At 72.1% G+C, this 24,382-nt stretch carries 25 protein-coding genes; 12 read left to right on the top strand and 13 right to left on the bottom strand.

Annotation, left to right across the window (positions count from 1 at the left end; translation table 11 throughout):
* Positions 1 to 21: 21 nt before the first annotated feature.
* Positions 22 to 1,209 (bottom strand): hypothetical protein, encoded by a 1,188-nt coding sequence (locus AB4Y76_RS09910; RefSeq protein ID WP_441924676.1) that lies wholly within the window; start codon positions 1,207 to 1,209, stop codon positions 22 to 24.
* The gene (locus AB4Y76_RS09905) at positions 1,206 to 1,565 is read right to left on the bottom strand and encodes a histidine triad nucleotide-binding protein (RefSeq protein ID WP_441924674.1); all 360 of its coding nucleotides are present in this window, start codon (positions 1,563 to 1,565) and stop codon (positions 1,206 to 1,208) included. Before AB4Y76_RS09905 ends, AB4Y76_RS09910 begins: the two co-directional genes overlap by 4 nt.
* Before the next feature lie 59 nt (positions 1,566 to 1,624).
* On the opposite strand from AB4Y76_RS09905, the gene AB4Y76_RS09900 reads away from it, so the two are divergent.
* Genes AB4Y76_RS09900 through AB4Y76_RS09890 form a run of 3 tightly spaced genes read left to right on the top strand, consistent with a single transcriptional unit; the run spans position 1,625 to position 4,232 of the window.
* Positions 1,625 to 2,164, top strand: coding sequence for an RNA polymerase sigma factor (locus tag AB4Y76_RS09900; protein WP_441924672.1), 540 nt, complete (start codon positions 1,625 to 1,627; stop codon positions 2,162 to 2,164).
* Entirely contained in the window at positions 2,161 to 3,168 is a 1,008-nt protein-coding gene (locus AB4Y76_RS09895) for a Gmad2 immunoglobulin-like domain-containing protein (protein WP_441924670.1), read from the top strand. The genes AB4Y76_RS09900 and AB4Y76_RS09895 overlap by 4 nt, the downstream gene beginning before the upstream one ends.
* Positions 3,165 to 4,232: a winged helix DNA-binding domain-containing protein gene (locus AB4Y76_RS09890; protein ID WP_441924668.1), complete on the top strand. Its 1,068-nt coding sequence runs from the start codon at positions 3,165 to 3,167 to the stop codon at positions 4,230 to 4,232. The genes AB4Y76_RS09895 and AB4Y76_RS09890 overlap by 4 nt, the downstream gene beginning before the upstream one ends.
* Positions 4,233 to 4,281: 49 nt before the next feature.
* On the opposite strand, the gene AB4Y76_RS09885 is transcribed toward AB4Y76_RS09890, so the two are convergent.
* From AB4Y76_RS09885 to hrcA, 3 genes are read right to left on the bottom strand one after another with little or no spacing between them, the layout of a single operon-like run.
* Entirely contained in the window at positions 4,282 to 5,016 is a 735-nt protein-coding gene (locus AB4Y76_RS09885) for a 16S rRNA (uracil(1498)-N(3))-methyltransferase (RefSeq protein WP_441924666.1), read from the bottom strand.
* Positions 5,013 to 6,173 carry a molecular chaperone DnaJ gene (dnaJ, locus tag AB4Y76_RS09880; RefSeq protein WP_441924664.1) on the bottom strand — a complete coding sequence of 387 codons (1,161 nt, stop codon included), beginning with the start codon at positions 6,171 to 6,173 and terminating at the stop codon, positions 5,013 to 5,015. The genes AB4Y76_RS09885 and dnaJ overlap by 4 nt, the downstream gene beginning before the upstream one ends.
* Positions 6,174 to 6,184: 11 nt before the next feature.
* Positions 6,185 to 7,207 (bottom strand): heat-inducible transcriptional repressor HrcA, encoded by a 1,023-nt coding sequence (gene hrcA, locus AB4Y76_RS09875; RefSeq protein WP_441924662.1) that lies wholly within the window; start codon positions 7,205 to 7,207, stop codon positions 6,185 to 6,187.
* Positions 7,208 to 7,325: 118 nt separating this feature from the next.
* Here hrcA and AB4Y76_RS09870 point away from each other — a divergent pair, with 118 nt between their 5' ends.
* A complete protein-coding gene (locus tag AB4Y76_RS09870) occupies positions 7,326 to 8,180 on the top strand; it encodes an MBL fold metallo-hydrolase (RefSeq protein ID WP_441924660.1) in 855 nt (284 codons plus the stop codon).
* Positions 8,181 to 8,216: 36 nt separating this feature from the next.
* Here AB4Y76_RS09870 and AB4Y76_RS09865 read toward each other — a convergent pair whose 3' ends face one another.
* Entirely contained in the window at positions 8,217 to 8,957 is a 741-nt protein-coding gene (locus tag AB4Y76_RS09865) for a PadR family transcriptional regulator (protein WP_441924658.1), read from the bottom strand.
* Positions 8,958 to 9,078: 121 nt separating this feature from the next.
* Complete coding sequence (locus AB4Y76_RS09860; RefSeq protein ID WP_441924656.1) at positions 9,079 to 10,218, bottom strand: DUF3152 domain-containing protein; 1,140 nt, start codon at positions 10,216 to 10,218, stop codon at positions 9,079 to 9,081.
* Between the two features lie 86 nt (positions 10,219 to 10,304).
* On the opposite strand from AB4Y76_RS09860, the gene AB4Y76_RS09855 reads away from it, so the two are divergent.
* Positions 10,305 to 11,153: a DUF3097 domain-containing protein gene (locus tag AB4Y76_RS09855; protein WP_441924654.1), complete on the top strand. Its 849-nt coding sequence runs from the start codon at positions 10,305 to 10,307 to the stop codon at positions 11,151 to 11,153.
* Positions 11,154 to 11,246: 93 nt separating this feature from the next.
* Here AB4Y76_RS09855 and hemW read toward each other — a convergent pair whose 3' ends face one another.
* The 3 genes from hemW to AB4Y76_RS09840 form a co-directional block, all read right to left on the bottom strand.
* Entirely contained in the window at positions 11,247 to 12,449 is a 1,203-nt protein-coding gene (gene hemW / locus AB4Y76_RS09850; protein WP_441924652.1) for a radical SAM family heme chaperone HemW, read from the bottom strand.
* A 51-nt stretch (positions 12,450 to 12,500) separates the two neighbouring features.
* On the bottom strand, positions 12,501 to 14,327 hold the full coding sequence (locus tag AB4Y76_RS09845; protein ID WP_441924650.1) for an AMP-dependent synthetase/ligase: 1,827 nt from the start codon (positions 14,325 to 14,327) through the stop codon (positions 12,501 to 12,503).
* Positions 14,328 to 14,435: 108 nt separating this feature from the next.
* Positions 14,436 to 15,080: an MOSC domain-containing protein gene (locus tag AB4Y76_RS09840; protein WP_441924648.1), complete on the bottom strand. Its 645-nt coding sequence runs from the start codon at positions 15,078 to 15,080 to the stop codon at positions 14,436 to 14,438.
* 155 nt (positions 15,081 to 15,235) lie between these two features.
* Here AB4Y76_RS09840 and AB4Y76_RS09835 point away from each other — a divergent pair, with 155 nt between their 5' ends.
* Together AB4Y76_RS09835 and AB4Y76_RS09830 are read left to right on the top strand one after the other, a co-directional pair.
* Positions 15,236 to 15,583, top strand: a complete 348-nt coding sequence (locus tag AB4Y76_RS09835) for a YciI family protein (protein ID WP_441924646.1) — start codon at positions 15,236 to 15,238, stop codon at positions 15,581 to 15,583.
* A 38-nt stretch (positions 15,584 to 15,621) separates the two neighbouring features.
* Complete coding sequence (locus AB4Y76_RS09830; RefSeq protein ID WP_441924737.1) at positions 15,622 to 16,836, top strand: RNA polymerase sigma factor; 1,215 nt, start codon at positions 15,622 to 15,624, stop codon at positions 16,834 to 16,836.
* Positions 16,837 to 16,856: 20 nt separating this feature from the next.
* Here AB4Y76_RS09830 and AB4Y76_RS09825 read toward each other — a convergent pair whose 3' ends face one another.
* Complete coding sequence (locus AB4Y76_RS09825) at positions 16,857 to 17,741, bottom strand: aminoglycoside phosphotransferase family protein (protein ID WP_441924644.1); 885 nt, start codon at positions 17,739 to 17,741, stop codon at positions 16,857 to 16,859.
* Positions 17,742 to 17,773: 32 nt separating this feature from the next.
* The gene (gene lepA, locus AB4Y76_RS09820) at positions 17,774 to 19,657 is read right to left on the bottom strand and encodes a translation elongation factor 4 (protein ID WP_441924642.1); all 1,884 of its coding nucleotides are present in this window, start codon (positions 19,655 to 19,657) and stop codon (positions 17,774 to 17,776) included.
* A 103-nt stretch (positions 19,658 to 19,760) separates the two neighbouring features.
* On the opposite strand from lepA, the gene AB4Y76_RS09815 reads away from it, so the two are divergent.
* Complete coding sequence (locus tag AB4Y76_RS09815) at positions 19,761 to 20,318, top strand: type 1 glutamine amidotransferase domain-containing protein (protein ID WP_441924640.1); 558 nt, start codon at positions 19,761 to 19,763, stop codon at positions 20,316 to 20,318.
* 53 nt (positions 20,319 to 20,371) lie between these two features.
* Positions 20,372 to 21,778, top strand: a complete 1,407-nt coding sequence (locus AB4Y76_RS09810; protein ID WP_441924638.1) for a WS/DGAT/MGAT family O-acyltransferase — start codon at positions 20,372 to 20,374, stop codon at positions 21,776 to 21,778.
* On the opposite strand, the gene AB4Y76_RS09805 is transcribed toward AB4Y76_RS09810, so the two are convergent.
* The gene (locus AB4Y76_RS09805; RefSeq protein WP_441924636.1) at positions 21,775 to 22,317 is read right to left on the bottom strand and encodes a GNAT family N-acetyltransferase; all 543 of its coding nucleotides are present in this window, start codon (positions 22,315 to 22,317) and stop codon (positions 21,775 to 21,777) included. The two genes, AB4Y76_RS09810 and AB4Y76_RS09805, sit on opposite strands and share 4 nt — an antisense overlap.
* A 70-nt stretch (positions 22,318 to 22,387) precedes the next feature.
* Between AB4Y76_RS09805 and AB4Y76_RS09800 the strand changes: the two genes are divergently transcribed.
* From AB4Y76_RS09800 to rpsT, 3 genes are all read left to right on the top strand, one after another.
* Positions 22,388 to 23,344: a phosphotransferase gene (locus AB4Y76_RS09800; protein WP_441924634.1), complete on the top strand. Its 957-nt coding sequence runs from the start codon at positions 22,388 to 22,390 to the stop codon at positions 23,342 to 23,344.
* A gap of 4 nt (positions 23,345 to 23,348) precedes the next feature.
* Entirely contained in the window at positions 23,349 to 23,993 is a 645-nt protein-coding gene (locus tag AB4Y76_RS09795) for a hypothetical protein (RefSeq protein ID WP_441924632.1), read from the top strand.
* 120 nt (positions 23,994 to 24,113) lie between these two features.
* Positions 24,114 to 24,371 (top strand): 30S ribosomal protein S20, encoded by a 258-nt coding sequence (rpsT, locus tag AB4Y76_RS09790; protein ID WP_441924630.1) that lies wholly within the window; start codon positions 24,114 to 24,116, stop codon positions 24,369 to 24,371.
* Positions 24,372 to 24,382: the final 11 nt, after the last annotated feature.

The raw sequence follows: 24,382 nt of genomic DNA, 5'->3' as shown, positions 1-24,382 counted from the left end.
TAGACGGCGCCGGCGCCGGGCTCAGGGCCGGGTGACCAGCAGGATGCCCAGGCACATCTCGTCGGTCGTGCCCTCGCCCCAGACGACGTACTTGTCCGGCTGGCCCTGGAAGGCGGGCAGCTGGTCGCGCAGGTCCTGGGTGTGCCGGCAGGTCACCTTGATGGTGTCGCCCTTCTTGAGGTGCACCGCCGGGGTGGGCCGGCTGCCCTGGTTGTCGAAGTCCCACACCGGAATGTCGAGCAGCGTCTTCGCCCGCGGCGTCCCGGGGTTGGTCTCGACCTTGATCGTGCGGCCGAGCAGGTGCATGTGCCCGGCCACGCCGCGGATCGTCTCGGGGCTGGTCACCGTGCGGGTGCAGGACTGCACCGGGCCGGCCGGCGCGCCCCCGCAGAGCAGGTGCAGCAGGTCTGCGGTCGAGCCCGGCCCGTCGCCGAAGCGCGCCTTGACGTCGGCCAGGGCGGCGGCCCGGTCGCAGAGCTTGCCGCTGTGCCCGGGACGGCAGGGCAGCTCGACCGGCGCCGGCAGCAGCTGGGTCTCCAGCGGCGTCGTGGCCGGGTCCTCGGTCAGCCGCAGCTCGGCCGCGCTGCGGTCCGGCTCGGTCCCGGCGAGCAGGTTGTAGTGCACCTGCATCACGATCCGGGAGCCGGCGTCGAACTCCTCGCCGAGGCCCTTGCCGTAGACCTGCTCGGAACCGCCGGGCGCCCAGGCGCCCAGCCAGGGCGCGTCGTCGACGCCGCGGTCGTTGCTCAGCCCCGAGGTGCCGAAGCAGGTCCAGCCCTGTCCGGGGGTCTCGGCGTCCTTCTTCTCCGCCTCGGCGACCTTGTCCGGCGGCACCCGGAACATGATCACGTGGTGCACGACGTCGGGGTTGCCGGGCTTCACGTCGAACCCCGTGACGAAGGAGTCCGTGGTGATCTTCGGGTCGAGCAGGAAGCAGCGGTAGTCGTCGGTGCCGACGCCGGTCGGCGCGGACGGCGTGTACGACGCCGGCATCGTCAGGTCGAGCCGGTGCTCGCCGGCCCGCAGCGGCAGCGCGGTCGCCGGGCTGGCGCTCGGGCTGTGGCCGGTGTGCCCCGGAGAGTGCGCGGAGGAGGGGGCCTCCGACGGCTCCGCGGCGCTCCTGCCGCCCGTCGAGCCGCAAGCCGAGAGCAGCCCGGCACCGAGCAGCAGGGCGCCCAGGGCGCTCGTCAGGCGTGACCGGCGGCTCATCCGGGCGGCCACCCCATCGGGCGCCCGCCGAGCAGGTGCACGTGCAGGTGGAAGACGGTCTGGTGCGCGTCGGGACCGGTGTTCAGGACGAGCCGGTAGCCGCCCTCCAGGCCCTCGGCGTCCGCGATCGCGCGGGCGGCGTCGAAGAGGTGCGCCGCGGTGGCGGGCTCCCCCTCGGCGAGCGTGGCCGCGTTCGGGTAGTGGCTGCGCGGGATCACCAGGACGTGCGTCGGGGCCTGGGGCGACAGGTCGCGGAAGGCGATCACGGTCTCGGACTCGTAGACGAGGTCGGCCGGGATGTCGCCCGCGACGATCTTGCAGAACAGGCAGTCGCTGTCCTGGTGCTCGGCGGTCATGTGCCGATCCTAGGTCCCCGGCGTGTAAACCCCCGGGACGCCTCGGGCGTAGAAGTAGCGTGAACACGACCACGCTCTCCGTCACCGAGGAGCCCACCATCGACGCGGACCGCGCGCTCGCCGACCTGTACGCCGGCCACTACGCGGCGCTCGTCCGGCTCGCCGTCCTGCTGCTGCGGGACCAGGGCCTCGCCGAGGACGTCGTCCAGGACTCGTTCGTGGCGGTGCACGGGAAGTGGAACCGGATCGACCAGGGCAGCGCGCCGGCGTACCTGCGCACGACCGTGGTGAACCGGTGCCGCAGCGCCCTGCGCCACCGCACCGTGGTGGCGCGGCACCGGCCCGAACCGCTCCCCGACGAGGCGGCCGCGGACGAGCCGGTGCTGCGCCGCGAGCGCCGCGACGCCGTGCTCGACGCCCTGGCGCTGCTGCCGACCCGCCAGCGCGAGGTTCTCGTGCTGCGGCACTACCTCGACCTGACCGAGCGCGAGATCGCGGCGACGCTCGACATCAGCCCCGGCGCGGTCAAGAGCCACGCGTCCCGTGCGAGCGCCGCGCTGCGCGGCCACCTCGCCGACCTGCTGGAGGAGAACCGATGAGCACGAACACCGACCAGGGCGACGACGGCGACCTGCGCGCGCTGCTGCACGAGACCGCCGAGCAGATCGCCCCGCACGGCAGCCTGGAGGACATCCACGCCCGCACCGGCGCGAAGCGGCGCCGGGTCGTCCCGGTGCTCGCCGCCGCGGCCGCGCTGGCCCTCGTCGTCGGCGGGATCGGCTGGATGCTCCGCGACGACGGGACCGCGCGCTCGACCGGCCCCGCGGCGTCCCCCGCCGGCACGGGGTCGCCCACGAAGGAGTCACCGGTCTACTTCCTCGGCGACACCGCGGCCGGTCCCCGGCTGTTCAGCGAGACGCGGCTGCTGCAGACCGACGCCACCGACCCGACGACCGGTCTGGCGATGGACGCCGCGAACCTCGCCGTCGCGGGCGACCCGGCCGACCCCGACTACCGGACGGCGTGGCCCGCGGGCACCGAGATCCGCGGGATGGGGGGCTGCTCGTCCGACGACTGCGAGATCCAGATCACCTTCGCCGGCCGGTCGGTCGAGAACCGTCCGGCCGGGATGAGCGAGGAGGTGGCCGCGCTCTCGGTCGAGCAGCTGGTCCGCACCGTCCAGGTCGCCGAGGACTCGCACCACCGGGTGTTCTTCGCCGCCGACACCCCGGACGGCACCGTCCGGCTCGACCACGTCCTCGGCGTGGACACCACCGGCACGGTGACCGCCGGCAGCGACGACGACGTGCTCGCCCCCGTGCAGATCACCGGCCCCGCCAACGGCGAGAAGACCGGCCGCCTCGTCAAGGTCCACGGTGTCGCGGCCACCTTCGAGGCGAACGTGGTCTGGGAGGTCCTCGCCGGCGGCGACGCGGTCGTCAAGAGCGGCTACACCACTGCCCGGGAGTGCTGCACGTTGTCGGAGTACGGGTTCAACGTCGAGCTGGAGCCGGGGACCTACACGATCGTGGTGCACGACACCGACGAGTCCGGCGAGGGACGGCCGGTGAACCAGGACACCAAGGAGATCATCGTCGAGTGACGACCCAGGTGCTCTCGACCCGCACGCTCACCCGGACGCTGTGGGTGCGACAGCAGCTGGTGCCCGGCCACCGGTCGGTCACCGGGGTCCCGGCGCTGGTCGAGCACCTGCTCGGGCTGCAGGCGCAGGACAACCTGCCGCCGTACCTGTCGCTGGCCGCACGGAGCGACGGCTTCTCCCCCGCGGACCTCTCCGACCTGATCGAGGACCGCACCCTGGTGCGGTTCTTCACGATGCGCGGCACCGTGCACGTGCTGACCGGCGCCGACGCGCTCGCGCTGCGCGGCTGGGTGCAGCCGGCGCTGGACCGGGTCAGCGGCAGCAACCAGACCAGCCGCCCGGCCGCGCACCTGACCACCGCCGAGCTCGACGCCGTGGTGCGCCCGCTGCTCGCCGACGGTCCGCGCCCGCACACCGAGATCGGGCAGGCGCTCGCCGCGGTCCACCCGGACGTCCCCGAGGAGGCGCTCCGGCACGTCACCCGGGAGCGGCTGCCGCTGCTGCAGGTGCCGCCGCGCGGGCTCTGGAAGCGCAGCGGGGGCGTCGTCTACCAGTACGCCGACCGCTGGCTCGGCCGCCCGTTCGCCGAGGCGGACGTGGAGGCACTGGTGCTGCGCTACCTCGCGGCGTACGGGCCGGCGAGCGCGGCCGACATGACGAAGTGGTCGCTGGTGACCCGGCTCGGCCCGGTGTTCAGCGCGATGGCGAAGGCGGGGCGGCTCGTCGAGTACCGCAACGAGGCCGGCCGCCCGCTGTACGACGTACCGGGGGCGCCCCTGGCCGAGGAGGACCTGCCGCTGCCGGTGACGCTGCTCGGGATGTACGACAACGTCTTCCTCTCCCACGCCGACCGCGACCGGATCGCGCCGGACGAGGCCCGGAAGGGCTGGATGGGCGCCAACGGCGGCGTGGGCAACGCGCTCTTCCTCGACGGCCTGCTCAGCGGGACCTGGCGGCTGGAGGACGGCCGCGTCGCCACGACCTTGTTCCGGGACCCGACGAAGGCCGAGCAGCGCGGCCTCGACGCGGAAGTGACGCGCGTGCAGACCCTGCTCGCCTCCTGACCTCGACCCGGCGCAGAAGCGCAGCATGCATGAAGGCGCAGGTCTCGGGTCAGCGCCAGCGGGGGGTGCGGGACAGCAGGGCCGCGACCGCGGCGACGCCGGCGGTCGAGGTGCGCAGCACGGACGCACCGAGGCGCACGGTCCTCGCGCTGCCGAACGCGGCCAGCTCGTCGTCGCTGATCCCGCCCTCGGGACCGACCACGACGACGACCGAACCGACCCCGGCGAGGTCGAGGTCGGCGAACGCGTCGGTGGCGGCCTCGTGCAGCACCACGGCCAGGTCGGCCGCGGCCAGCAGGTCGGCGACCTCTGCGGTGGTCGCCATCGTCGTCACCTCCGGGAACCGGGCCCGGCGCGCCTGCTTCGCGGCCGCCTGCGCCGCCGAGCGCCACTTCGCCAGCGACTTCGCCGCACGCTCGCCGCGCCAGACGGCGACCGAGCGGGAGGCGGCCCAGGGCACGATCGTGTCGACGTCGATCTCGGTCAGCACCTCGACCGCGAGCTCGCCGCGGTCGCCCTTGGGGATCGCCTGGACCACGGTGACGTGAGGCGTGGCCGCGGGCACGACCTCGACCTCTGCGGCCTCCACGACGAGGGTGCTCTTGGTCGCCTCGACGACCGACCCGGTCAGCCGGGTGCCGTCGCCGTCGGTGAGGACGACCTGCTCGCCGACCCGGATCCGCTTCACGGTCGCCGCGTGCCGGCCCTCGTCGCCGTCGAGCAGGACCCGGTCCCCGGTCCGGGCACCGCGCACCCCCTCGGTGACGAAGACCGGGAGACTCACTGCTTGAACGCGTCCCGGATGCGGCCGAACATGCCCTTGTGGTCGGTGTTCTGGATCCGACCGTCGGGGGCTTCCTCGTTGCGCAGCTGCGCGAGCTCGCGCAGCAGCGCCTCCTGGCGGTCGTCGAGCCTGTTCGGGGTCTCGACGTCGATGGTGACCACGATGTCGCCGCGGCCCTGGCCGCGCAGGCTCGGGACGCCGCGGCCGCGGAGCACCTGCTCGGTGCCCGACTGGGTGCCCGGCTTCACGTCGAGGGTGAGCGACGTGGTGACCTCGATCTCCTCGGTGTCCAGGTCGGCCTCGAGCAGCGGGAGCTCGATCGCGGTGCCCAGCGCGGCCGCGGTCATCGGGACCGTCACGGTGCAGCGCAGGTTCAGGCCCTCGCGGTGGAAGATCCGGTGCGGGGCGACGTGCACCTCGACGTACAGGTCGCCGGGCTGGCCGCCGCCGGGGCCGACCTCGCCCTCGCCGCTGAGCTGGACCCGGGTCCCGGTGTCGACGCCCGGCGGGATCTTCACGTGCAGGGCGCGGCGCGAGCGGACCCGTCCGTCGCCGGCACACTCACGGCACGGGTCCGGGATGATCTCGCCGTAGCCGCGGCAGGCGGCGCACGGGCGCAGCGTCCGGATCTCGCCGAGGAAGGACCGCTGCACGTGCTGGACCTCACCGCGACCGTGGCAGGTCTCGCAGGTCACCGGGCGGGTGCCCTCGGCGGCGCCGGAGCCGTGGCAGGTGGTGCAGAGCACGGCGGTGTCGACCTTGAGCTCGCGGGTGGTGCCGAACGCCGCCTCGGCCAGCTCCAGGTCGAGCCGGACCAGGGCGTCCTGGCCGCGGCGCTGGCGCGGGCGCGGGCCCCGGCCGCCGGTCTGCTGGCCGCCGAAGAAGGCGTCCATGATGTCGGTGAAGGAGAACCCGGCCCCCTGGCCGAAGCCGCCGCTGGCGCTGAACGGGTCGCCGCCGAGGTCGTAGACCCGGCGCTTCTCCGGGTCGGAGAGGATCTCGTAGGCCGCGGAGACCTCCTTGAACTTCTCCGGCGCACCCGGGTCGGAGTTCACGTCCGGGTGGTACTGGCGGGCGAGGCGCCGGTAGGCCTTCTTGAGGGTGTCGGCGTCGGCGTCGCGGTCGACGCCCAGGGTGGCGTAGGGATCGGAGGTCACGGCGATCTTTCTCAGGCTTCTTCGAGGTAGGAGGACACGTAACGGGCGACCGCGCGGACGGCGGCCATCGACCCGGGATAGTCCATCCGGGTCGGGCCGACGATGCCGAGAGCGGCGAGGCTCTCGTCGGACGCGCCGTAGCCGGTGGACACGACCGAGGTGGTCGCGAGCTGGTCGTAGGGGCCTTCGTGGCCGATGCGGACGGTGATCTGGCTCGTCGAGCTGGCCTCGCCGAGGAGCTTGAGCAGCACGACGTGCTCCTCCAGCGCCTCGAGCAGCGGCTTGATGGTCTGGTCGAAGCTGTCGCCGAACCGGGCGAGGTTGGCGGTGCCGCCGACGACGACCCGCTCGTCGGAGCGGTGGTCGGACATCGCCTCGACCAGGGCGGCGACGACCGCGGTGTACGTACGCCGCGACTCGGGCACGACGTTCTCGGGCAGCGCCCCGAGCGCGGCGGCCGCGTCGGAGATCCGCTGGCCGGCGGCCGAGCCGTTCACCCGCATCCGCAGGTCGGCGAGGATCTCGTCGGTCAGCTCGACCGGCACCTCGATGACCCGCTGCTCGACCCGGCCGGTCGACATGATGAGCACGGCGAGGACGCGGGCGCTGCTCAGCGCGACCAGCTCGACGTGCCGGACCGTGGAGCGCGACAGCGACGGGTACTGCACGATCGCGACCTGCTGGGTCAGCTGGGCGAGCAGCCGGACGCTGCGCTGGACGACGTCGTCGATGTCGTGGGCGCCTTCGAGGAACCCGGCGATGGCCCGACGCTCGGCCGGCGACATCGCCTTGAGGGTGGTGAGCCGGTCGACGAAGAACCGGTAGCCCTTGTCGGTCGGGATCCGGCCGGCGCTGGTGTGCGGCTGGGCGATCAGGCCCTCGTCCTCGAGGGCGGCCATGTCGTTGCGCACGGTCGCCGGGGAGACGCCGAGGCGGTGCCGCTCGACCAAGGTCTTGCTGCCGACGGGCTCCTGGGTCGCCACGTAGTCCTCGACGATCGCGCGCAGGACTGCGAGCTTGCGGTCCTCGACCACGGCGACTCCTTCCGGACCTCGGGCACGGGCGGGATCGGCGGTATTGGCACTCGTCCGTGCGGAGTGCCAAGTCTACTAGGCGCCGGGTCGTGCCCGGGTGCGTCCTAGGGTGTGCGTCGTGACCGACTTCACCGAGGTCGGCGACCGCGTCTGGGTCGCCCGCTACGACTGGTTCGACGTGAACGTGACCGTGGTCGGCGGCGAGCGCGGGCTCGTCGTCGTCGACACGAACGCCTCCTCCGCCGCCGCCCGGGCCACCCTGGCCGACCTGCGGCGGCTCTCGACGGGGCAGGTGATCGCCGCGGTCAACACGCACGTGCACTTCGACCACACCTTCGGCAACGCCGTGCTCGCGGCCGAGGGCGCGGAGCTGGTCGCGCACGAGGAGGCCGCCGCCGCGCTGCCCGAGCACTCGGCGACCATCCGCGCCGAGGCCGCCGCCGAGACCGACCCCCGGTTCGACGACTGGACCGCGACCGAGCTCGCTGTCCCGACGCGGACGTTCTCCTCCGCGCTCACCCTCGACCTGGGCGACCGGGTGCTGGAGCTGATCCACCCGGGCCGCGGGCACACGGCCGGCGACCTGGTGGTGCGGGTCCCCGATGCGGACGTGCTGCTGGCCGGAGACCTGGTCGAGGAGTCGGCGCAGCGCACCGCCGTCCCCGGGTTCGGCGCGGACTGCTTCCCGATGGAGTGGCCGACCAGCCTGGACCTTGCGCTCACCCTCACCACGGCGAGCACCGTGGTCGTCCCCGGGCACGGCGCTCCGGTAGACCGGGACTTCGTGCACGAGCAGCGCGCCGCCATCGGCGTGGTCGCGGAGACGATCCGCGACCTGGCCGGCCGCGGGGTTCCCGTCGGTCAGGCGCTCGAGGCCGGTGACTGGCCCTACCCTCGCGAAGAGCTCGCACACGCGGTCCGGCGCGGCTACGAGCACCTGCCCCGGACGCAGAAGCGGCTCCCCCTGATCTGATCGATCCGGGAGAGCCGCTCGGGGGTGGTGGAAGGGTCAGGCGTCGCCGGACTCGGGGCCGGACTCCGGGTCGGACTCCGGGCCGGACTCGGGGTCAGACTCCGGGCCTGACTCCGGGTCGGTCTCGGCCGCGTCGGGTCCCTCGGCGAGGAGCCCGTAGAGCTGGCGGCGGGTCTCGGCCAGGATCTCGACCGCGCGGGCCTGCTGGCCCGGCGTACCGGCCGAGGCGACCTGGACGATCGCGCCGACGGTCTGCTTGATGACCAGGCGGAGGTCGTCGGCGTCGTCGGCCGGCTCCTCGTCGAAGGTCGCCCAGACCGCGGCGACCTGGTCGGCGTTGTCGGCCAGGTACGCCCGTCCGGCGTCGGTCAGCTGGAGGGTCTTGCGACCGCTCGGGGCGTCCTCGACCAGGCCCTCGTCGACGAGCTGCGCGACGGTCGGGTAGACCGATCCCGGGCTCGGCTTCCAGGCGCCCTCGGTGCGGTCGGCGATCTGCTGGATCACCTGGTACCCGTTGAGCGGCTCGGCACTGGCGCCGAGCACGTCGAGGATCGCGGAGCGGACGTCGCCGCGGCGGACCCGCGTACGGCGGCCGCCCCGACTGCCACCGGGGCCACCGAACTGCGGGCCGAACATCTGCGCGACCCACGGCGGCGGGCCGCCCAGGGGGCCGAAGCCCTCGTAGCCGCGACCGTGACGGGGGCCGCCGTGACCGCGGCGCTGGCGGCGGACGGACTCGAACTCGGCCGTCCAGGGGTTGTTGTTCTTGGTGTACATGGTGTTTCTCCTTGCTTGTCGATCGAGGTGCGGCGTCGCGCTTGGTCAGCGGCCGTCACTTCTCGATACGTTTACGATATATCGTGAACACTCACGATGCAAGAAGATATTCCAGAGTCCCTCAGCGGGACGTCCACCGCTCGCTCGGGAGCGGGAACGGGTTGAACCGGCAGCCGTGCAGGCCCTTGGACTGCTGCATCATCACCGGGGCCGGCCGCCCCTTCCCCGTGCAGCCTCGGTGCCGGTGTCCCAGCCAGTGCCCCGTCTCGTGGTCGACGACCATGTGCCGGTAGTCGCGCAGAGCCAGGTGCTGGGCGTTCCACGCCGGCGAGGCGTGCAACCAGCGGGTCTGGTTGATCACCACGTAGCGCCCCGACCGGCAGCTCCAGGTCGCGCTGCACGGCGACCCGAAGCTCGGCAGCGACCCGGCCGTCGCGAGCACCAGGGTGAAGTCGCCACCCCGGGCCACCCGGGTGAATTGGTAGCCGGCCGCGCGCCAACCCCGCGGGTCGGCGTACGTCTGCGCGGCGAGGCGGGCGAACGCGGCCAGGTCCGCCGTGACCCGGCCCCGGGTGGTGATGCTGTAGGTGAACCGCTTCCGGACCGCCACCCGGTGGCCGATCGCACCGGTGGCCGGCGAGGTGCGCGTCAGGGCGGCGTACCCGGGACGCTGCAGGAGCACCCGGAACGCGATCCGGTGACCGTAGTCGGCCACCGCGAGGGCGTACGTCCGCTTCGTGGCCCCGGCTATCGGCCGACCGTCGCGCAGCCACCGGACGGTCACCGAGGTGGGCGCGGGCGAGGTGGTGCCGACCGAGCCGGTGAGCGTCCGCCCCCAGCGCCGGACGCCCGCGATCCGCGGCACCTCCCCGGCGGTGAACCGCCCGGCGGTCACCGTGGTCGGCGGCGAGTCCGCCGGGTCGGACGGGCCGGCGGCGTTGGTGGCCACCGCCCGCACCACGAAGGTGTGCCCGAGGTCGGTCTGGCCCAGGGTGCGGGTCGGGGTCGACGACGGCGTCCCCTCGGCGACCCCGTCGCGCAGCCACTGGAACGTGTACGACGTCGCCGCCGGCGCCCACGTCCCCGGCGCGGCCGTGAGCACGGTGCCGACCCGGCCCTCGCCGGAGATCGACGGAGCGGTCTGGTTGACCGGAGCCCCGGGCGCCGCCGCATCCGCCGAGCCCCCTCCGATCACCGGCCCGCCGACGAGCCCGAGCACGACGAGGACGGAGATGACGACCCACCGAGAACTGCGCATCATGCGTTCGACCGTAACGCCTCTCACCTCTGGCGGGCCGGCCGGTGCGCCTCCGCCGTACCGGAGCGGCCGTTGCCTAGCGTGTCCCGGTGGCCACCTTCAACGACCGCTACGGATCCGACGTCCTGTCCACCGACTGGCGCAAGCCGAAGAACGGCCGCTCGGTCGAGAAGACCGCCGAGCTCGGCCTGGTCGTGGAAGAGGTGCAGAGCGACTTCTGCGGCGAGATCGTCAAGGTCGAGCGCGACCTCGGCACCCTGATCCTGGAGGACCGGCGGCAGAAACGGCGTACCTTCCCGCTCGGCCCGGGCTTCCTGCTCGACGGCGTCCCGGTGATCCTGGTCGCCCCGACGAAGGCCGGCCCCGCCGCTCCGACCCGCACCGCGTCGGGCTCGATCGCAGTCAAGAACGCTCCGGCCCGGGTCGCGCGCGCCAGCCGGATCTTCGTCGAGGGCCGGCACGACGCCGAGCTCGTCGAGAAGGTGTGGGGCGCCGACCTGCGCATCGAGGGGGTCGTGGTCGAGTACCTCGACGGCGTCGACGACCTGTCCGAGCACCTGCGCGACTTCGGCCCCGGCCCCGAGCGCAAGGTCGGCGTGCTGGTCGACCACCTGGTCCCGGGCTCGAAGGAGAGCCGGATCGCCCAGTCCGTGGCCAAGTCCCCGGTCGGCCGCCACGTCCTCATCGTCGGCCACCCCTTCGTCGACATCTGGCAGGCCGTGAAGCCCGAACGCCTCGGCAAGGACGCCTGGCCCACGGTGCCCCGGAACCTGGAGTGGAAGAAGGGTGTCTGCCAGGCGTTCGGCTGGCCGCACCGCGACCAGGCCGACATCGCCCGCGCCTGGAAGCACATCCTCGGCAAGGTGAACTCGTTCGCCGACCTCGAGCCCGCGCTGCTCGGCCGGGTCGAGGAGCTGATCGACTTCGTGACGGCCTGACGGTTTCCCCTCTCCCCTCGGGAAACCGACAGTCCAGCCCGATGCATCGGGCTGGAAGCGCCAGCAACGGGTCGGAAGCCGGGACGTCGATCGTCAGGCGAGCAGGTCCCGTACGACGGCGTCGGCGAGCAGGCGACCGCGGAGGGTGAGGACGAGACGGTCCCCGGCCACCTCGGCGAGACCGTCGGCCACGACCGGGTCGACCCGGGAGGGGTCCGGCAGCACGTCGAGTGGCAGGCCGTCGCGCAGCCGGACCTCCAGCAGCACGCGCTCGACCCGCCGGGTCTCCTCGTCCAGCACCTCCCGGGCGTGGGCCGGCGACTCCCCCGCCGCGAGCCGCTGCCCGTAGGCCGTCGGGTGCTTCACGTTCCACCAACGAACCCCGCCGACGTGCGCGTGCGCGCCGGGGCCGACGCCGAGCCAGTGCTGGGAGGTCCAGTAGAGCTCGTTGTGGCGGCAGCGCGACTCGCGGTCGCGCGACCAGTTCGAGACCTCGTACCACCCGAGGCCGGCCGCCGCCAGCAGCTCGTCGACAAGCTGATACTTGTCGGCCAGGTCGTCCTCGTCGGGAGCGGGCAGCACCCCGGAGCGGACCTGCCGGGCCAGCGCCGTCCCCTCCTCGACGATCAGCGAGTACGCCGACACGTGGTCCGGCGCGCACGCCAGCGCGGCCTCCACCGAGGTCCGCCAGTCCGCCAGGCTCTCCCCCGGCGTGCCGTAGATGAGGTCGAGGCTGACCTGCTCGAACCCGGCCTCCCGCGCCCAGGCGACCGCACGCGGCACCCGCTCCGGGTCGTGGGTCCGGTCCAGTACGGCGAGCACCGCCGGCACCGCGGACTGCATCCCGAAGGAGATCCGGGTGAAGCCGCCGGCCCGCAGCTCGGCCAGGCTCTCCGGCGTGACGCTGTCCGGGTTGGCCTCGGTCGTCACCTCGGCGTCCGGTGCCAGCCCGAACCGGTCGCGGACGGCACCGAGCATCGCGACCAGGTCGCCGCTCGGCAGCAGCGTCGGGGTGCCGCCGCCGAAGAAGACGGTCTCGACGGCGGGCGCACCGGGAAGCAGCCGGGCGAGCAGGTCGACCTCAGCGATCGCGGTCCCGGCGTACGACGCCTGCGAGGCGCCGCCGCCGAGCTCGGTCGCCGTGTAGGTGTTGAAGTCGCAGTAGCCGCAGCGCACCGAGCAGTACGGCACGTGCAGGTAGGCGCCGAGCCGGGCCCGGTCGAGCTCGGCCAGCGCAGCGGCGGGCAGGCTGCCGTCGCGGGGCGCGGGATCGCCGTCCGGCAGGGTCGAGGGCACGGGTCGAGGGTAGGCCCGCTCCCCCGCACCAGCGCCTCGAGGGTGGCGCTCCTAGGCGTAGAGCGCGTCGATCCTGCCCTTGTTGCGCTCCTCGACGACGTTCCGCTTCACCTTCATCGACGGCGTCAGCTCACCGGACTCGATCGAGAGGTCGTGATCGAGGATCTCGAACTTCTTGATCGTCTCCCAGCGGTTCAGGTGGCTGTTCAGCTCATCGACGTAGCCAGAAACCATCGCGCGGACCTCGGGGAGGTTGACCAGCTCGGTGTACGCCGTCCCCTCCTTGCCGTTCTCCAGCGCCCAGGCCGTCATCGCGTCCGGGTCGAGCGTGACCAGGGCGATGCAGTAGTTCCGCTCGTTGCCGAACACCATGAACTGGCTGGCGTAGGGGCAGACCGCCTTGAACTTCGCCTCGATCGCCGGCGGGGCGACGTACTTGCCGCCGGAGGTCTTGAAGAGCTCCTTGATCCGCCCGGTGATGGTGAGGAACCCGTCGGCGTCCAGCGAGCCCTTGTCCCCGGTGTGCAGCCAGCCGTCCTCGGTGAGCGTCTTGGCGGTCTCCTCCGGGAGGTTGTGGTAGCCGTCCATCACGTTCGGGCCCTTGATCTGGATCTCGTCGCCCTCGCCCAGGCGGACCTGGCCGCCCGGGAAGACCGGCCCGACGGTGCCGATCTTGTAGTCGTCGGGGTGGTTCACGAACGCACCGGCGGCGGTCTCGGTGAGGCCGTAGCCCTCGAGGATCAGGATGCCCGCGGCGTGGAACCACTCGGCGATGTCGCGGTTGAGCGCGGCCGAGCCGGAGATGAAGAACCGCACCCGGCCACCGAAACGGTCCCGGATCTTCGAGAAGACGAGCTTGTCGAAGAGCGCGTGCTGGACCTTCAGCGGCAGCGGGACCGGCTGGCCGGCGAGCTTCAGCGCGTCGACCTTGCGGCCGACGGTGAACGCGGTGGTGAAGATCTTCTCCTTCAGACCGCCCTCGGCCTCCTGCATCGTGATGATGCGGGCGTAGGCCTTCTCGAAGATGCGCGGGGCGGCGCCCATGAAGGTGGGCTTCACGATCGCGAGGTTGTCGATGATCCGGTCCACGCGTCCGTCGACCGCGGTCGCGAACCCGCAGGCCAGCTGCGCGGAGAGCAGCACCTTGCCGAACGAGTGCGCCATCGGCAGCCACAGGAACTGCAGGTCGGACTCGTCGAGGATCTGGTTGGACTGGATCACCGCGCCCTCGTAGGTCCACGAGGAGTGGGTGAGCCGGACGCCCTTGGGCTTGCCGGTGGTGCCGGAGGTGTAGATCAGGGTGGCGAGCTGGTTCGTCTCGATGGCGTCGGTCGCCTTCGTGACCGCGTCGGGGTGCTGGGCCAGGTAGTCCTCGCCGAGCTTGGCGAGGTCGTCGAGCCCGATGACCCAGTCACCGTCGGTGGTCCCGTCGAAGACGACGATCTTGAACAGCGCCGGCAGCTCGGCCCGGTGGTCGCGCAGCTTCTGGACCTGCTCGTCGTCCTCGGCGAACACGATCCGGGACTCGGAGTCGGCCAGGATGTAGGCGACGTCCTCGGCCATCGTGGACGGGTACACCGTCGTGGTCGCGGCGCCCGCGGAGAGGATGGCGAGGTCCGCCTCGATCCACTCGACCCGGGTGCCGGCGGCGATGCCGACCCGCTGCTCGGACTCGATGCCGAGCGCGAGCAGGCCGGCCGCGAGGCGCTCGACGCGGTCCCCGGCCTCCCTCCAGGTCAGCGACTCCCAGGGCTGTCCGTCGGCGACCGGGAAGCGGAACGCTTCACCGTTCGGGGTCTTGGCGACCCGCTCCCGGAACTGGAGCGCCATGTTGGGCGACCGGTTCTCGATGAACGACAGGTCTCGCACTACGGGCATGGAGGGCACTCGCTTCTCGTCCGAGGAAGGGGTAAAGGGCTTGGACGTAACCTAAGGGACGCACCAGGGAGGTGCCTAGGTGACTGGCCGTTAACCGGACAACGTCCCTCAGGAGCCCCGGGTTCCGGCCCGCTCGTAGATCCACGGCTTCAGCCCCGGTACGTCGCGAAGCCGGGGCAGCAGGCTCGGCTGGATCGTCACGGCCCGGAAGAGCTCGCCGACCGAGACGTCGTGGTCGGGGCGGTCCACGACCGTGATCGCGTCACCGGCGGCGACGACGCCCTCCTCGAGGACCCGGAAGTACGGGCCGGGCCGGCCGGCGAGCGCGAACCGCTTCACCCAGGCGGTGGCGTCGTACCCGGTGTGGCCCATCCAGCCCTTGAACGTCAGGCACGGCACCCGGACGTGCGCGATCTGGAGCAGCGCGGTCCCGACCCGCCAGGTCTCCCCCACCAGGGCCGCGTTGAGGTCGATCCCGCGGGTGGTGAGCTGCTCGGCGAAGTGACCGGGCCGGAGCGGGCGGCCCAGCTCGGCCTGCCACCAGGCGTAGTCCTCCACGGAGTAGGCGTAGACACGCATGAACTCGTCGCCGTGGACGCGCTTGTCGGCGACCTCGTTGCCCTCGACGCCGGCGAAGGTGATCCGGACCGGTCCGGCGACCGGGTGCTTCTCGATCCCGGTGTCCGGCAGCGAGGTCGTCTCGAACTCGACGGTGCGGGGAATTCCGACGTTCACGGACACGAGCTCGGCCATGCCCCTGATTCTCGCCGGGCGAAGCAAAAAAAATGGTCGCAGAAAATACTTGCCGATTCCCGGTCGCGGGATGTCGTACCGCCGAGCCGGTGTTCGTGGAGGGGGTGACACGACAAGATGGGGTGGCGCCGCCGCCCCCGATCAAGGAGCACCTCATGACCCAGTACCTGCTGTCCGTCATCCACGAGTGGGGCCTGCCGAAGCTCTCCGAGGAGGAGATCCAGCAGTCCTTCGCCGACACCGGCAAGTTCAACGAGGAGATCCAGGCCTCCGGCCACTGGGTGTTCGCCGGTGGCCTCGAGCCCGTCTCCAGCGCCACCGTCGTCGACAACACCGAGGGCAGGAACGTGATCACCGACGGCCCGTACGTCGAGGCCAAGGAGCAGCTCGGCGGCTTCTGGGTCATCGAAGCGGCCGACCTCGACGAGGCCCTCGCGCTGGCCGCCCGCGGCTCGCTGGCCTGCAAGAACCCGGTCGAGGTCCGTCCCTTCCAGGGCGAGTGAGCCGGGCCACGCAGATCGCCGACCGGATCTCTGTCCAGATCTCCGCGCAGATCTCTGGGATCGTCCGCGCCGAGCACGGCCGGGTGGTCGCGCAGCTGATCCGCCGCCTCGGCGACATCGACCTCGCCGAGGACGCGGTCGCCGAGGCGTGGGTCGCGGCGCTGGAGCGCTGGCCGGCCGACGGCATCCCGCCGAACCCGGGCGCCTGGCTGACCACGACCGCGGGCAACAAGGCGATCGACCGGATCCGGCGCGAGGGCAAGCGGGACGCGAAGCAGCGGGAGGCGCTGATGATCAGCGATGACACACCGCACGAGCCGACCGGCCCGGTCACCGACGACCGGCTCCGGCTGCTCTTCACCTGCTGCCACCCGGCGCTCGCCGTGGAGAACCGGGTGGCGATGACGCTGCGCCTGCTCGGCGGGCTCACCGTGCCCGAGATCGCGCACGCCTTCCTGGTGCCCGAGACGACCATGGCCCAGCGGATCACCCGGGCGAAGCAGAAGATCAAGGCGGCGAACATCCCCTACCGGGTCCCCGGCGAGGCCGACCTCGTCGAGCGGCTCACCGGTGTGCTCGCGGTCCTCTACCTGATCTTCAACGAGGGCTACCTGGCGAGCAGCGGCGAGGGGCTGCGCCCGGACCTGTCGGCCGAGGCGATCCGGCTCACCCGGCAGCTCGCGGACATGCTGCGCGCGATGCGGCGCGAGTCCCCCGAGGTGGTCGGGCTGCTCGCGCTGATGCTGCTCACCGAGGCCCGGCGCGACGCCCGGGTCGAGGACGGCACGCTGGTGACGCTCGACCAGCAGGACCGGTCCCGCTGGGACGCCGCGCTGATCGACGAGGGCCACGAGCTGGTCCGGCAGTGCCTCGCGGTCAACCGCCCCGGCCCCTACCAGCTCCAGGCGGCGATCGGCGCCGTGCACACCGACGCGCTGGACGCGTCCATGACGGACTGGACCCAGATCGTGCAGCTCTACGACCGGCTGCTGCGGCTGCAGCCGTCACCGGTGGTCGAGCTCAACCGGGCCGTCGCCGTCGCCGAGCTCGACGGACCCGAGGTCGCGCTCGCCCTGGTGGACCGGCTCGACCTCGGCGGCTACCACGCCTTCCACGTCACCCGGGCCGAGCTGCTCCGGCGGCTCGGGCGGCACGACGACGCGCGCGCGGCGTACGACGCGGCGCTGGAGCTGGTCGGGAACGAGGCCGAACGGGCCCACCTGGTCAGGCGGCGGGAGTCGCTGCCGGACTAGCCGACCCGGGCGACCGCTCTTCAGTCCTGGACGGCCTTCGCGACCGCGATGCAGAGCGTCAGCCAGTCGTCGTCCGGGATCTCGCGGGAGAACCGGTCGTCGGTGAGGCGCCAGAGCGCATTCATCACCATCCGTACGACGACCCAGTCGCGGGCCCGGTCCTCGTCGAGGCCGGCCTCGTCGACGAGGGTGTGGAAGCGGCGCCGGATCCCGTTGCGCAGGTCCCCGGCGAGCTCGGCCGAGCGGTTCCAGAGCATCGGCGCGACCTCGAAGTGCGGGTCGCCGGAGAGCGGCTTGGGGTCGATCGCCAGCCAGGTCTCGCGGTCGCCGAGGAGAACGTTCGCGTAGTGCAGGTCGGTGTGCACCAGGGTGCCGTCGGTGGCCTCGTCGCGGACGAAGTCGCCGGCCAGCGAGATCGCCTGCTCGACCATCCGCCGCGGCAGCGGCGCGTTCCGCTCCAGCGCCCGCAGCCGGGTCAGCGGCTCGATGATCGCGCCGGAGAGCCGGCGGAACTGCGCCGGGGCCGGGACGTGCAGCCGCCCGTAGAGCTCGGCGACCACCCGGCACGCCTCGAGGTCCCAGGCCTCCAGCAGGCTGACGTCGCGCAGGTGCTCCAGCAGCATCGCCCGCCGGTGCGGGTCCGCGCGCAGCAGCTGGACCGCGCCGTCGCCGTTCCACCGGGTCAGCGCCAGGTGCTCGAGCTCGGTCTCCTCGTCGGGGAACGCGACCTTGAGGGCTGCCGGCCGGCCGGACCGGGTGATCACCGGGACCACCACGGCGGTGAAGCCGTGCACCGTCTGGCCCTCGCGGGTCAGCTCCCACTCTTCGAGGAGCCCGTTGAGCAGGCCGGGCAGCCGGTCGACCCAGGCGGCCCGGTCCGGACCGCGCTCGGCCGTCGCCAGCACGCTCGGTGGGAATTTCCAGGTCGGCGGGGCGCTTACTTCTTGCCCTTTTCGGCCGGCGCGGTCGTCGAGAGCGCCGCGATGAAGGCTTCCTGGGGGACCTCGACGCGGCCGACCATCTTCATCCGCTTCTTGCCCTCCTTCTGCTTCTCCAGCAGCTTGCGCTTGCGGCTGATGTCGCCGCCGTAGCACTTGGCGAGGACGTCCTTGCGGATCGCGCGGATGGTCTCGCGCGCGATCACCCGGGAGCCGATCGCGGCCTGGATGGGCACCTCGAACTGCTGCCGCGGGATCAGCTCGCGCAGCTTGCCGGCGAGCATCACGCCGTAGCCGTAGGCGGCGTCCTTGTGCACGATCGCGGAGAACGCGTCCACGGGGTCGCCGTGCAGCAGGATGTCGACCTTCACGAGGTCCCCGGCCTGCTCGCCCGCGAACTCGTAGTTCAGCGAGGCATAGCCCTTGGTCCGCGACTTCAGCTGGTCGAAGAAGTCGAAGGCGATCTCGCCCATCGGCAGCACGTAGCGCATCTCGACCCGGTCCTCGGAGAGGTACTCCATGCCCTGGAGCTGACCGCGCTTGGTCTGGCAGAGCTCCATGATCGCGCCGATGTAGTCCGACGGTGCGAGGACGGTCGCGTTGACCACGGGCTCGAGGACCTCCCGGATCTTGCCGTCCGGGTACTCGCTCGGGTTGGTGACCTCCTGGACGGTGCCGTCCTCCATGGTCACGTGGTAGACGACGTTCGGCGCGGTGGAGATCAGGTCGAGGTTGAACTCGCGCTCCAGCCGCTCCCGGGTGATCTCCATGTGCAGCAGGCCGAGGAAGCCGCAGCGGAAGCCGAAGCCCAGCGCGCCGGAGGTCTCCGGCTCGTAGGCGAGCGCGGCGTCGTTGAGCTGGAGCTTCTCCAGGGCGTCGCGCAGCGTCGGGTAGTCGTCGCCGTCGATCGGGTAGAGCCCGGCGTAGACCATCGGGTTCGGGTGCTCGTAGCCGCCGAGCGGCTCGGACGCGCCGTGGTGCTGGCTGGTGACGGTGTCGCCGACACGGGACTGGCGGACGTCTTTCACCCCGGTGATGAGGTAGCCGACCTCGCCGACCCCGAGGTCGCCGGCCTTGACCGGCTCCGGGCTGATCACGCCGACCTCGAGCATCTCGTGGACCGCGCCGGTGGACATCATCTTGATCCGGTCGCGGTGGGTGAGCTTGCCGTCGACGACGCGGACGTAGGTGACGACGCCGCGGTAGGTGTCGTAGACGGAGTCGAAGATCAGCGCGCGCGCCGGGGCGTCGGCGTCGCCGACCGGCGGCGGGACCTGCTTGACGATCTCGTTGAGCAGCGCCTCGACACCGAGGCCGGTCTTGGCCGAGGTGAGCAGCACGTCCTCCGGCTCGCAGCCGACCAGGTTGGCCAGCTCGAGCGCGTACTTCTCGATGTTCGCTGACGGCAGGTCGATCTTGTTGAGCACCGGGATGATCTGCAGGTCGGCGCCCATCGCCAGGTACAGGTTGGCGAGCGTCTGGGCCTCGATCCCCTGCGCCGCGTCGACCAGCAGCACGGCCGCCTCGCACGCCTCCAGCGACCGGGACACCTCGTAGGTGAAGTCGACGTGGCCGGGCGTGTCGATCATGTTGAGCACGTAGGTGCCCGGCCCCGAATCGATGCCGTGCCCTGCCGCCGCTTCCTCGGTCACCGTCCACGGCATCCGGACGGCCTGGCTCTTGATGGTGATGCCGCGCTCGCGCTCGATGTCCATCCGGTCGAGGTACTGGGCCCGCGCCTCCCGGTCCCCGACGACGCCGGTGAGCTGCAGCATCCGGTCCGCCAGCGTGGACTTGCCGTGGTCGATGTGCGCGATGATGCAGAAGTTACGGATGATCGCGGGGTCGGTCTTGCCCGGCGCGGGCGCATGCTGACTGGACAAGGATCACTCTCGGGCTCGACGTACTTCCGGCCCTGCATTCTCCCACGCGCCGAAGCCGGGCAGGACCACGCATGCACCGGCGCTCTTCGGGCACCGGGAGCCCATGACCACACTCCAGGAGAAGACCGTCGCCTTCCTGACCGCCCCCGAGGGGGTGGAGCGGGTCGAGCTCACCCACCCGTGGGACGCCGTCGCCGACGCGGGAGCCCGCCCCGAGCTGCTGAGCACGCAGGACGGGGAGGTGCAGACCTACGACCACCTCGACAAGGCCGAGGCCCGGACGGTGGACCGGCTGGTCGCCGACGTGTCCGTCGACGACTACGACGCCCTCGTGCTGCCCGGCGGGGTCGCCAACCCGGACGCGCTGCGGATGGACGAGACCGCGGTCCGGTTCGTGCGCGACTTCGTGGCCAGCGGCAAGCCGGTGGCCGCCATCTGCCACGCGGGCTGGATGCTCGCCGAGGCCGAAGTGGTGGCCGACCGCCGGGTGACCTCCTGGCCGAGCCTGGAGACCGACCTGCGCAACGCCGGCGCGGACTGGGTCGACGAGCCGCTGGTCACCGACGGCAACCTGATCACCAGCCGCAAGCCCGACGACCTGCCCGGATTCACCAACGCGCTGCTGGAGTCGCTGGCCCACGGTGCCGCCGGAACCAGGTAACGGCACCCGTCAGTACCTCCCCGCGGGGCCTCGGGCTCCCCTACGCTTCCGCCATGAAGCGGATGAGCGGGGTCGACGCGGCATTCTGGTACGGCGAGACGCCGGCCTGGCACATGCACATCGGGGCGGTCGCGATCCACGACACCGTGGACGCGCCGGACTTCAGCTTCGAGGCCGTCCGCAAGATCGTGATCGAGCGCCTCCCGCAGATGCCGCAGCTGCGCTGGAAGGTCGTGGAGTCCCCGCTCGGGCTCGACCGGCCCTGGTTCGTCGAGGACGAGACCCTCGACCCCGACTTCCACATCCGCCGGATCGGTATCCCGCAGCCCGGCACCCGCAAGGAGCTCGACGAGCTGATCAGCCGGCTGATGAGCTACAAGCTCGACCGGAACCGGCCGCTCTGGGAGCTCTGGGTCATCGAGGGCCTGCAGCACGGCCGCGTCGCCACCCTGACGAAGATGCACCACTCGATCGTCGACGGTGTCTCCGGCGCCGGACTCGGCGAGATCCTGCTCGACATCACCCCGGAGCCGCGGCCGCCCTCGGACGAGGTCGTGCACGGGATCGGCAGCGCCACCCCGAACGCGGTCAAGGCGCTCGCCGGCGGCTGGGTGAACGTGGTGGTGCGCACTCCCGCCCGGATCGCCGGGATCCTCAACCAGACCGTGCGCCAGCAGCTGGCCACCCGGAAGTACGAGAACAAGCCGCCGCGGTTCTTCTCCGCCCCGGCGACCCGGTTCAACGCCACCCTGAGCCCGCACCGCCGGATCACCGGCGCGCGCGTCGAGCTCTCCCGGGTCCGTGCCCTCAAGGACGCGTACGGCGTGAAGCTGAACGACGTCGTCCTGGCGCTCGTCTCCGGCGCCCTGCGGATCTACTTCGCCGAGCGCGAGGGCATCCCGGCCAAGCCGCTGATCGCGCAGATCCCGGTCTCGACCCGGACCGAGGACACGGCCGGGCAGGTCGGCAACCAGGTCAGCTCGATGACCGTGAACATGGCCACCGACATCGCCGACCCCGCCGAGCGGATCCGGACGATCTTCGAGAGCTCCCAGGGCGCCAAGGAGATGGCCAAGGCGCTCAGCGCGCGCCAGATCATGCAGCTGCCCGACATCACCCCGCCGGGCCTGCTCACGATCGCGTCCCGCGCTTACACGATGAGCGGGCTGTCGAACTCGCTGGCGCCGATCAACCTGGTCGTCTCGAACGTGCCGGGACCGAGCTTCCCGCTCTACATGGCCACCGCGCCGCTGCGGTCGCTGCTGCCGATCGGGCCGCTGGTCCTCGACGTCGCGCTCAACATCACCGTCTTCAGCTACCTGGACTGGGTCGACTTCGGCTTCGTCACCACCCCGGAGGTGGCCCCCGACGTCGACGCGCTCGCCGACGCGGTCAAGCAGGCGCTGGCCGAGCTCGAGGAGGCGGCCCCGGGGGCCACCGACGCGACGGCCGAGGCCTAGGAACCGGCCGCAGGTCCGGTCGGCACCCAGAAGCGCAGCTTGCCGTCGCGCTCGCCCGCCGGCACTCCCCCGTTGCGCTCGATCACGACCCGGGAGCCGACGTTGCCGACGTCGCAGGTGACCAGGGCACGGTCGATCCCGAGAGCCCGGGCGACCGGCAGCGCCGCGGCGAGCATCGCGGTCGCGTGGCCCTCGCGGCGCCGCGACCGGCGGACGTCGTACCCGATGTGGCCGCCGACCTCGCGCAGCCACGCGTTGAGCTCGTGGCGGACCGACATCCGGCCGATGTAGCCCTTCTCGTCGACCCACCACAGGTTCGTGTTGAGGACCCAGTCCTCGTCGACGACGGTGTCCCGCTCGGCCACCCGGGCGGCGACGTACTCCGCGAAGCCCTCGTCGCTCTCCCACCGGCCGGTCCACTCGTCCAGGTCGCGACCGAGCCCGGACCCGTCTCCCGTGCGCCCCTCGGCGGCGAACTCCGCCATCGCGGCGAGGAAGGAGTCCTTGAGGGAGACGTCCGGGACGACGAAGCGGGCCATGCCCCGAGTCTCGCGGTCACCGCGGCAGGGGTCACCGGGTTTTCGGCACGCTTCTGTGAGACTGCGGCGCATGCCGTACGACAGCCCGACCCCGCTCGACGAGGCGGTCCCCGTGCCGCGCGGCGCCACGGCGCGGCGGCTGACCTGGCCGTACCTGCCGCCGGAGCTGCGCCACGAGATCGAGCGCCGGCTCGGTGCCGAGGTGGTGGACGCGACCTCGCAGGACGGCGGCTTCACCCCCGGGTTCGCCTCGGTCCTCACCGGTGCCGACGGCAGCAGCCTGTTCGTGAAGGCGGCCAGCCGCGTGGCCCAGGCGCCGACGGCGGCGTCGTACGCCGAGGAGGCCCGCAAGCACCAGATCCTCGGGGGCGCGATCCCGGCACCGAGGCTGGAATGGGTCCGCGACGACGACGGCTGGGTGGTGCTCGCCTTCGAGGCGGTCCGGGCGCAGGCGCCACGACGGCCGTGGCGGCCCGACGAGCTGACCCGGGCGCTCGACCTGGCCGTCGCGGTCGCCGCCAGCACCGAGACCGTCCCCGACGGGCTCGACCTGAACCCGCTGGTGGAGGACCTGCCGCCGCTGCTCACCGGTTGGGCGACGGTGCCCGAGACCTGGCCGCACCGCGACGAGGCGGTCGCGCTCACCGCGCTCTTCGGCTCGCTCCCGGCGGACCGGTTCGTGCACTCGGACCTGCGCGACGACAACATCCTGCTCACCGACGACGGCCGCGCCCTGGCCTGCGACTGGAACTGGCCCGCCCTCGGCCCGGTCTGGCTGGACGCGGTCGTGCTGCTTGCCTCGGCGCACGGCGACGGACTGGACGCCGAGGCGTTCCTGGGCGGGTGCGCGCTCACCCGGGAGGCCGATCCCGAGCAGGTGGACGCCTGGCTCGCCGCGCTGTGTGGTTTCATGCTGGGCGCGCGCACGCGCCCTGTGCCGACGAACTCGCCCCACCTCCGCACGCACGCGGAGTGGTACGCCGCGGCCACCTGGTCGTGGCTGGCGCAGAGACGGAAGTGGGACTGACGCGATGACCCGGACCGCAGTGATCGCCGGAGGATCCGGCCTCGTCGGAGGACACCTGCTGGCGCTCCTCCTCGAGGACCCGACCTGGGACCACGTCGTCAGCGTCGGGCGGCGCGAGCTCGACCTGGAGCACCCGAAGCTCGCCCAGCTCCTGGTGCCGTTCCCGGCGATCGGCGAGCTGCCGCACTCCGACGACGTCTTCTGCTGCCTCGGCACCACCCTGAAGAAGGCGGGGGGCCGGAACGCCTTCCGGGTGATCGACCACGACTCGGTGATCGCCCTGGCCGGCTCGGCGTTCCGCAACGGCGCCAGCCAGTTCCTGCACGTGACCGCCCTCGGCGCCTCGCCGCGGTCGAAGATCTTCTACAACAAGGTCAAGGGCGACACCGAGTACTTCGTCGAGGCGATGGGGATCCCGACCACGGTCGCGTTCCGGCCCTCGATGATCGACGGCCAACGGGCCGACCGGCGTACGGCCGAGGAGCTCGGCCTGCGCGCCATGCGGGCGCTGGGCCCGGTCCTCGGCAAGTACCGGCCGACCCGCGTCGAGGACATCGCCCGGGCGATGGTCGCCGAGGCGAAGCGCCGCGAACCGGGGAACCGGGTCGTCGAGGCCGACGAGATCACCCGCCTGGGCGCCGAGCACTGACTCCACGATTTGGGCGCCCCGTCGGTGCGCTGGTATCGTTTCTCCTCGTGTCTGGGCACCAGGTGTCCACACCCCAGAACTCACACCCGTAACGAAGCACGAAGAGACAGGCGAGCCCCCGTGGCAAACATCAAGTCCCAGATCAAGCGCAACCGACAGAGCCTTGCCGCGCACGAGCGCAACAAGTCCGTGAAGTCGTCGCTGAAGACCGCCGTGCGCAAGTTCCGTGAGGCTGCCGCCAACGGGAGCGAGGACGCCAAGACCCTCGCCGCCGACGCTGCCAAGCAGCTCGACAAGGCCGCGTCGAAGGGCGTCATCCACAAGAACCAGGCCGCGAACCGCAAGTCGGCCATCCAGAAGAAGGCCGCGTCGCTCTGACGCTCCCCTGA

Source organism: Marmoricola sp. RAF53 (genome assembly GCF_052114005.1).
Taxonomy (GTDB): Bacteria; Actinomycetota; Actinomycetes; order Propionibacteriales; family Nocardioidaceae; genus Marmoricola.
Note: the sequence above shows the minus strand (reverse complement) of the source record. Positions and strands in the feature narration are given on the sequence as shown.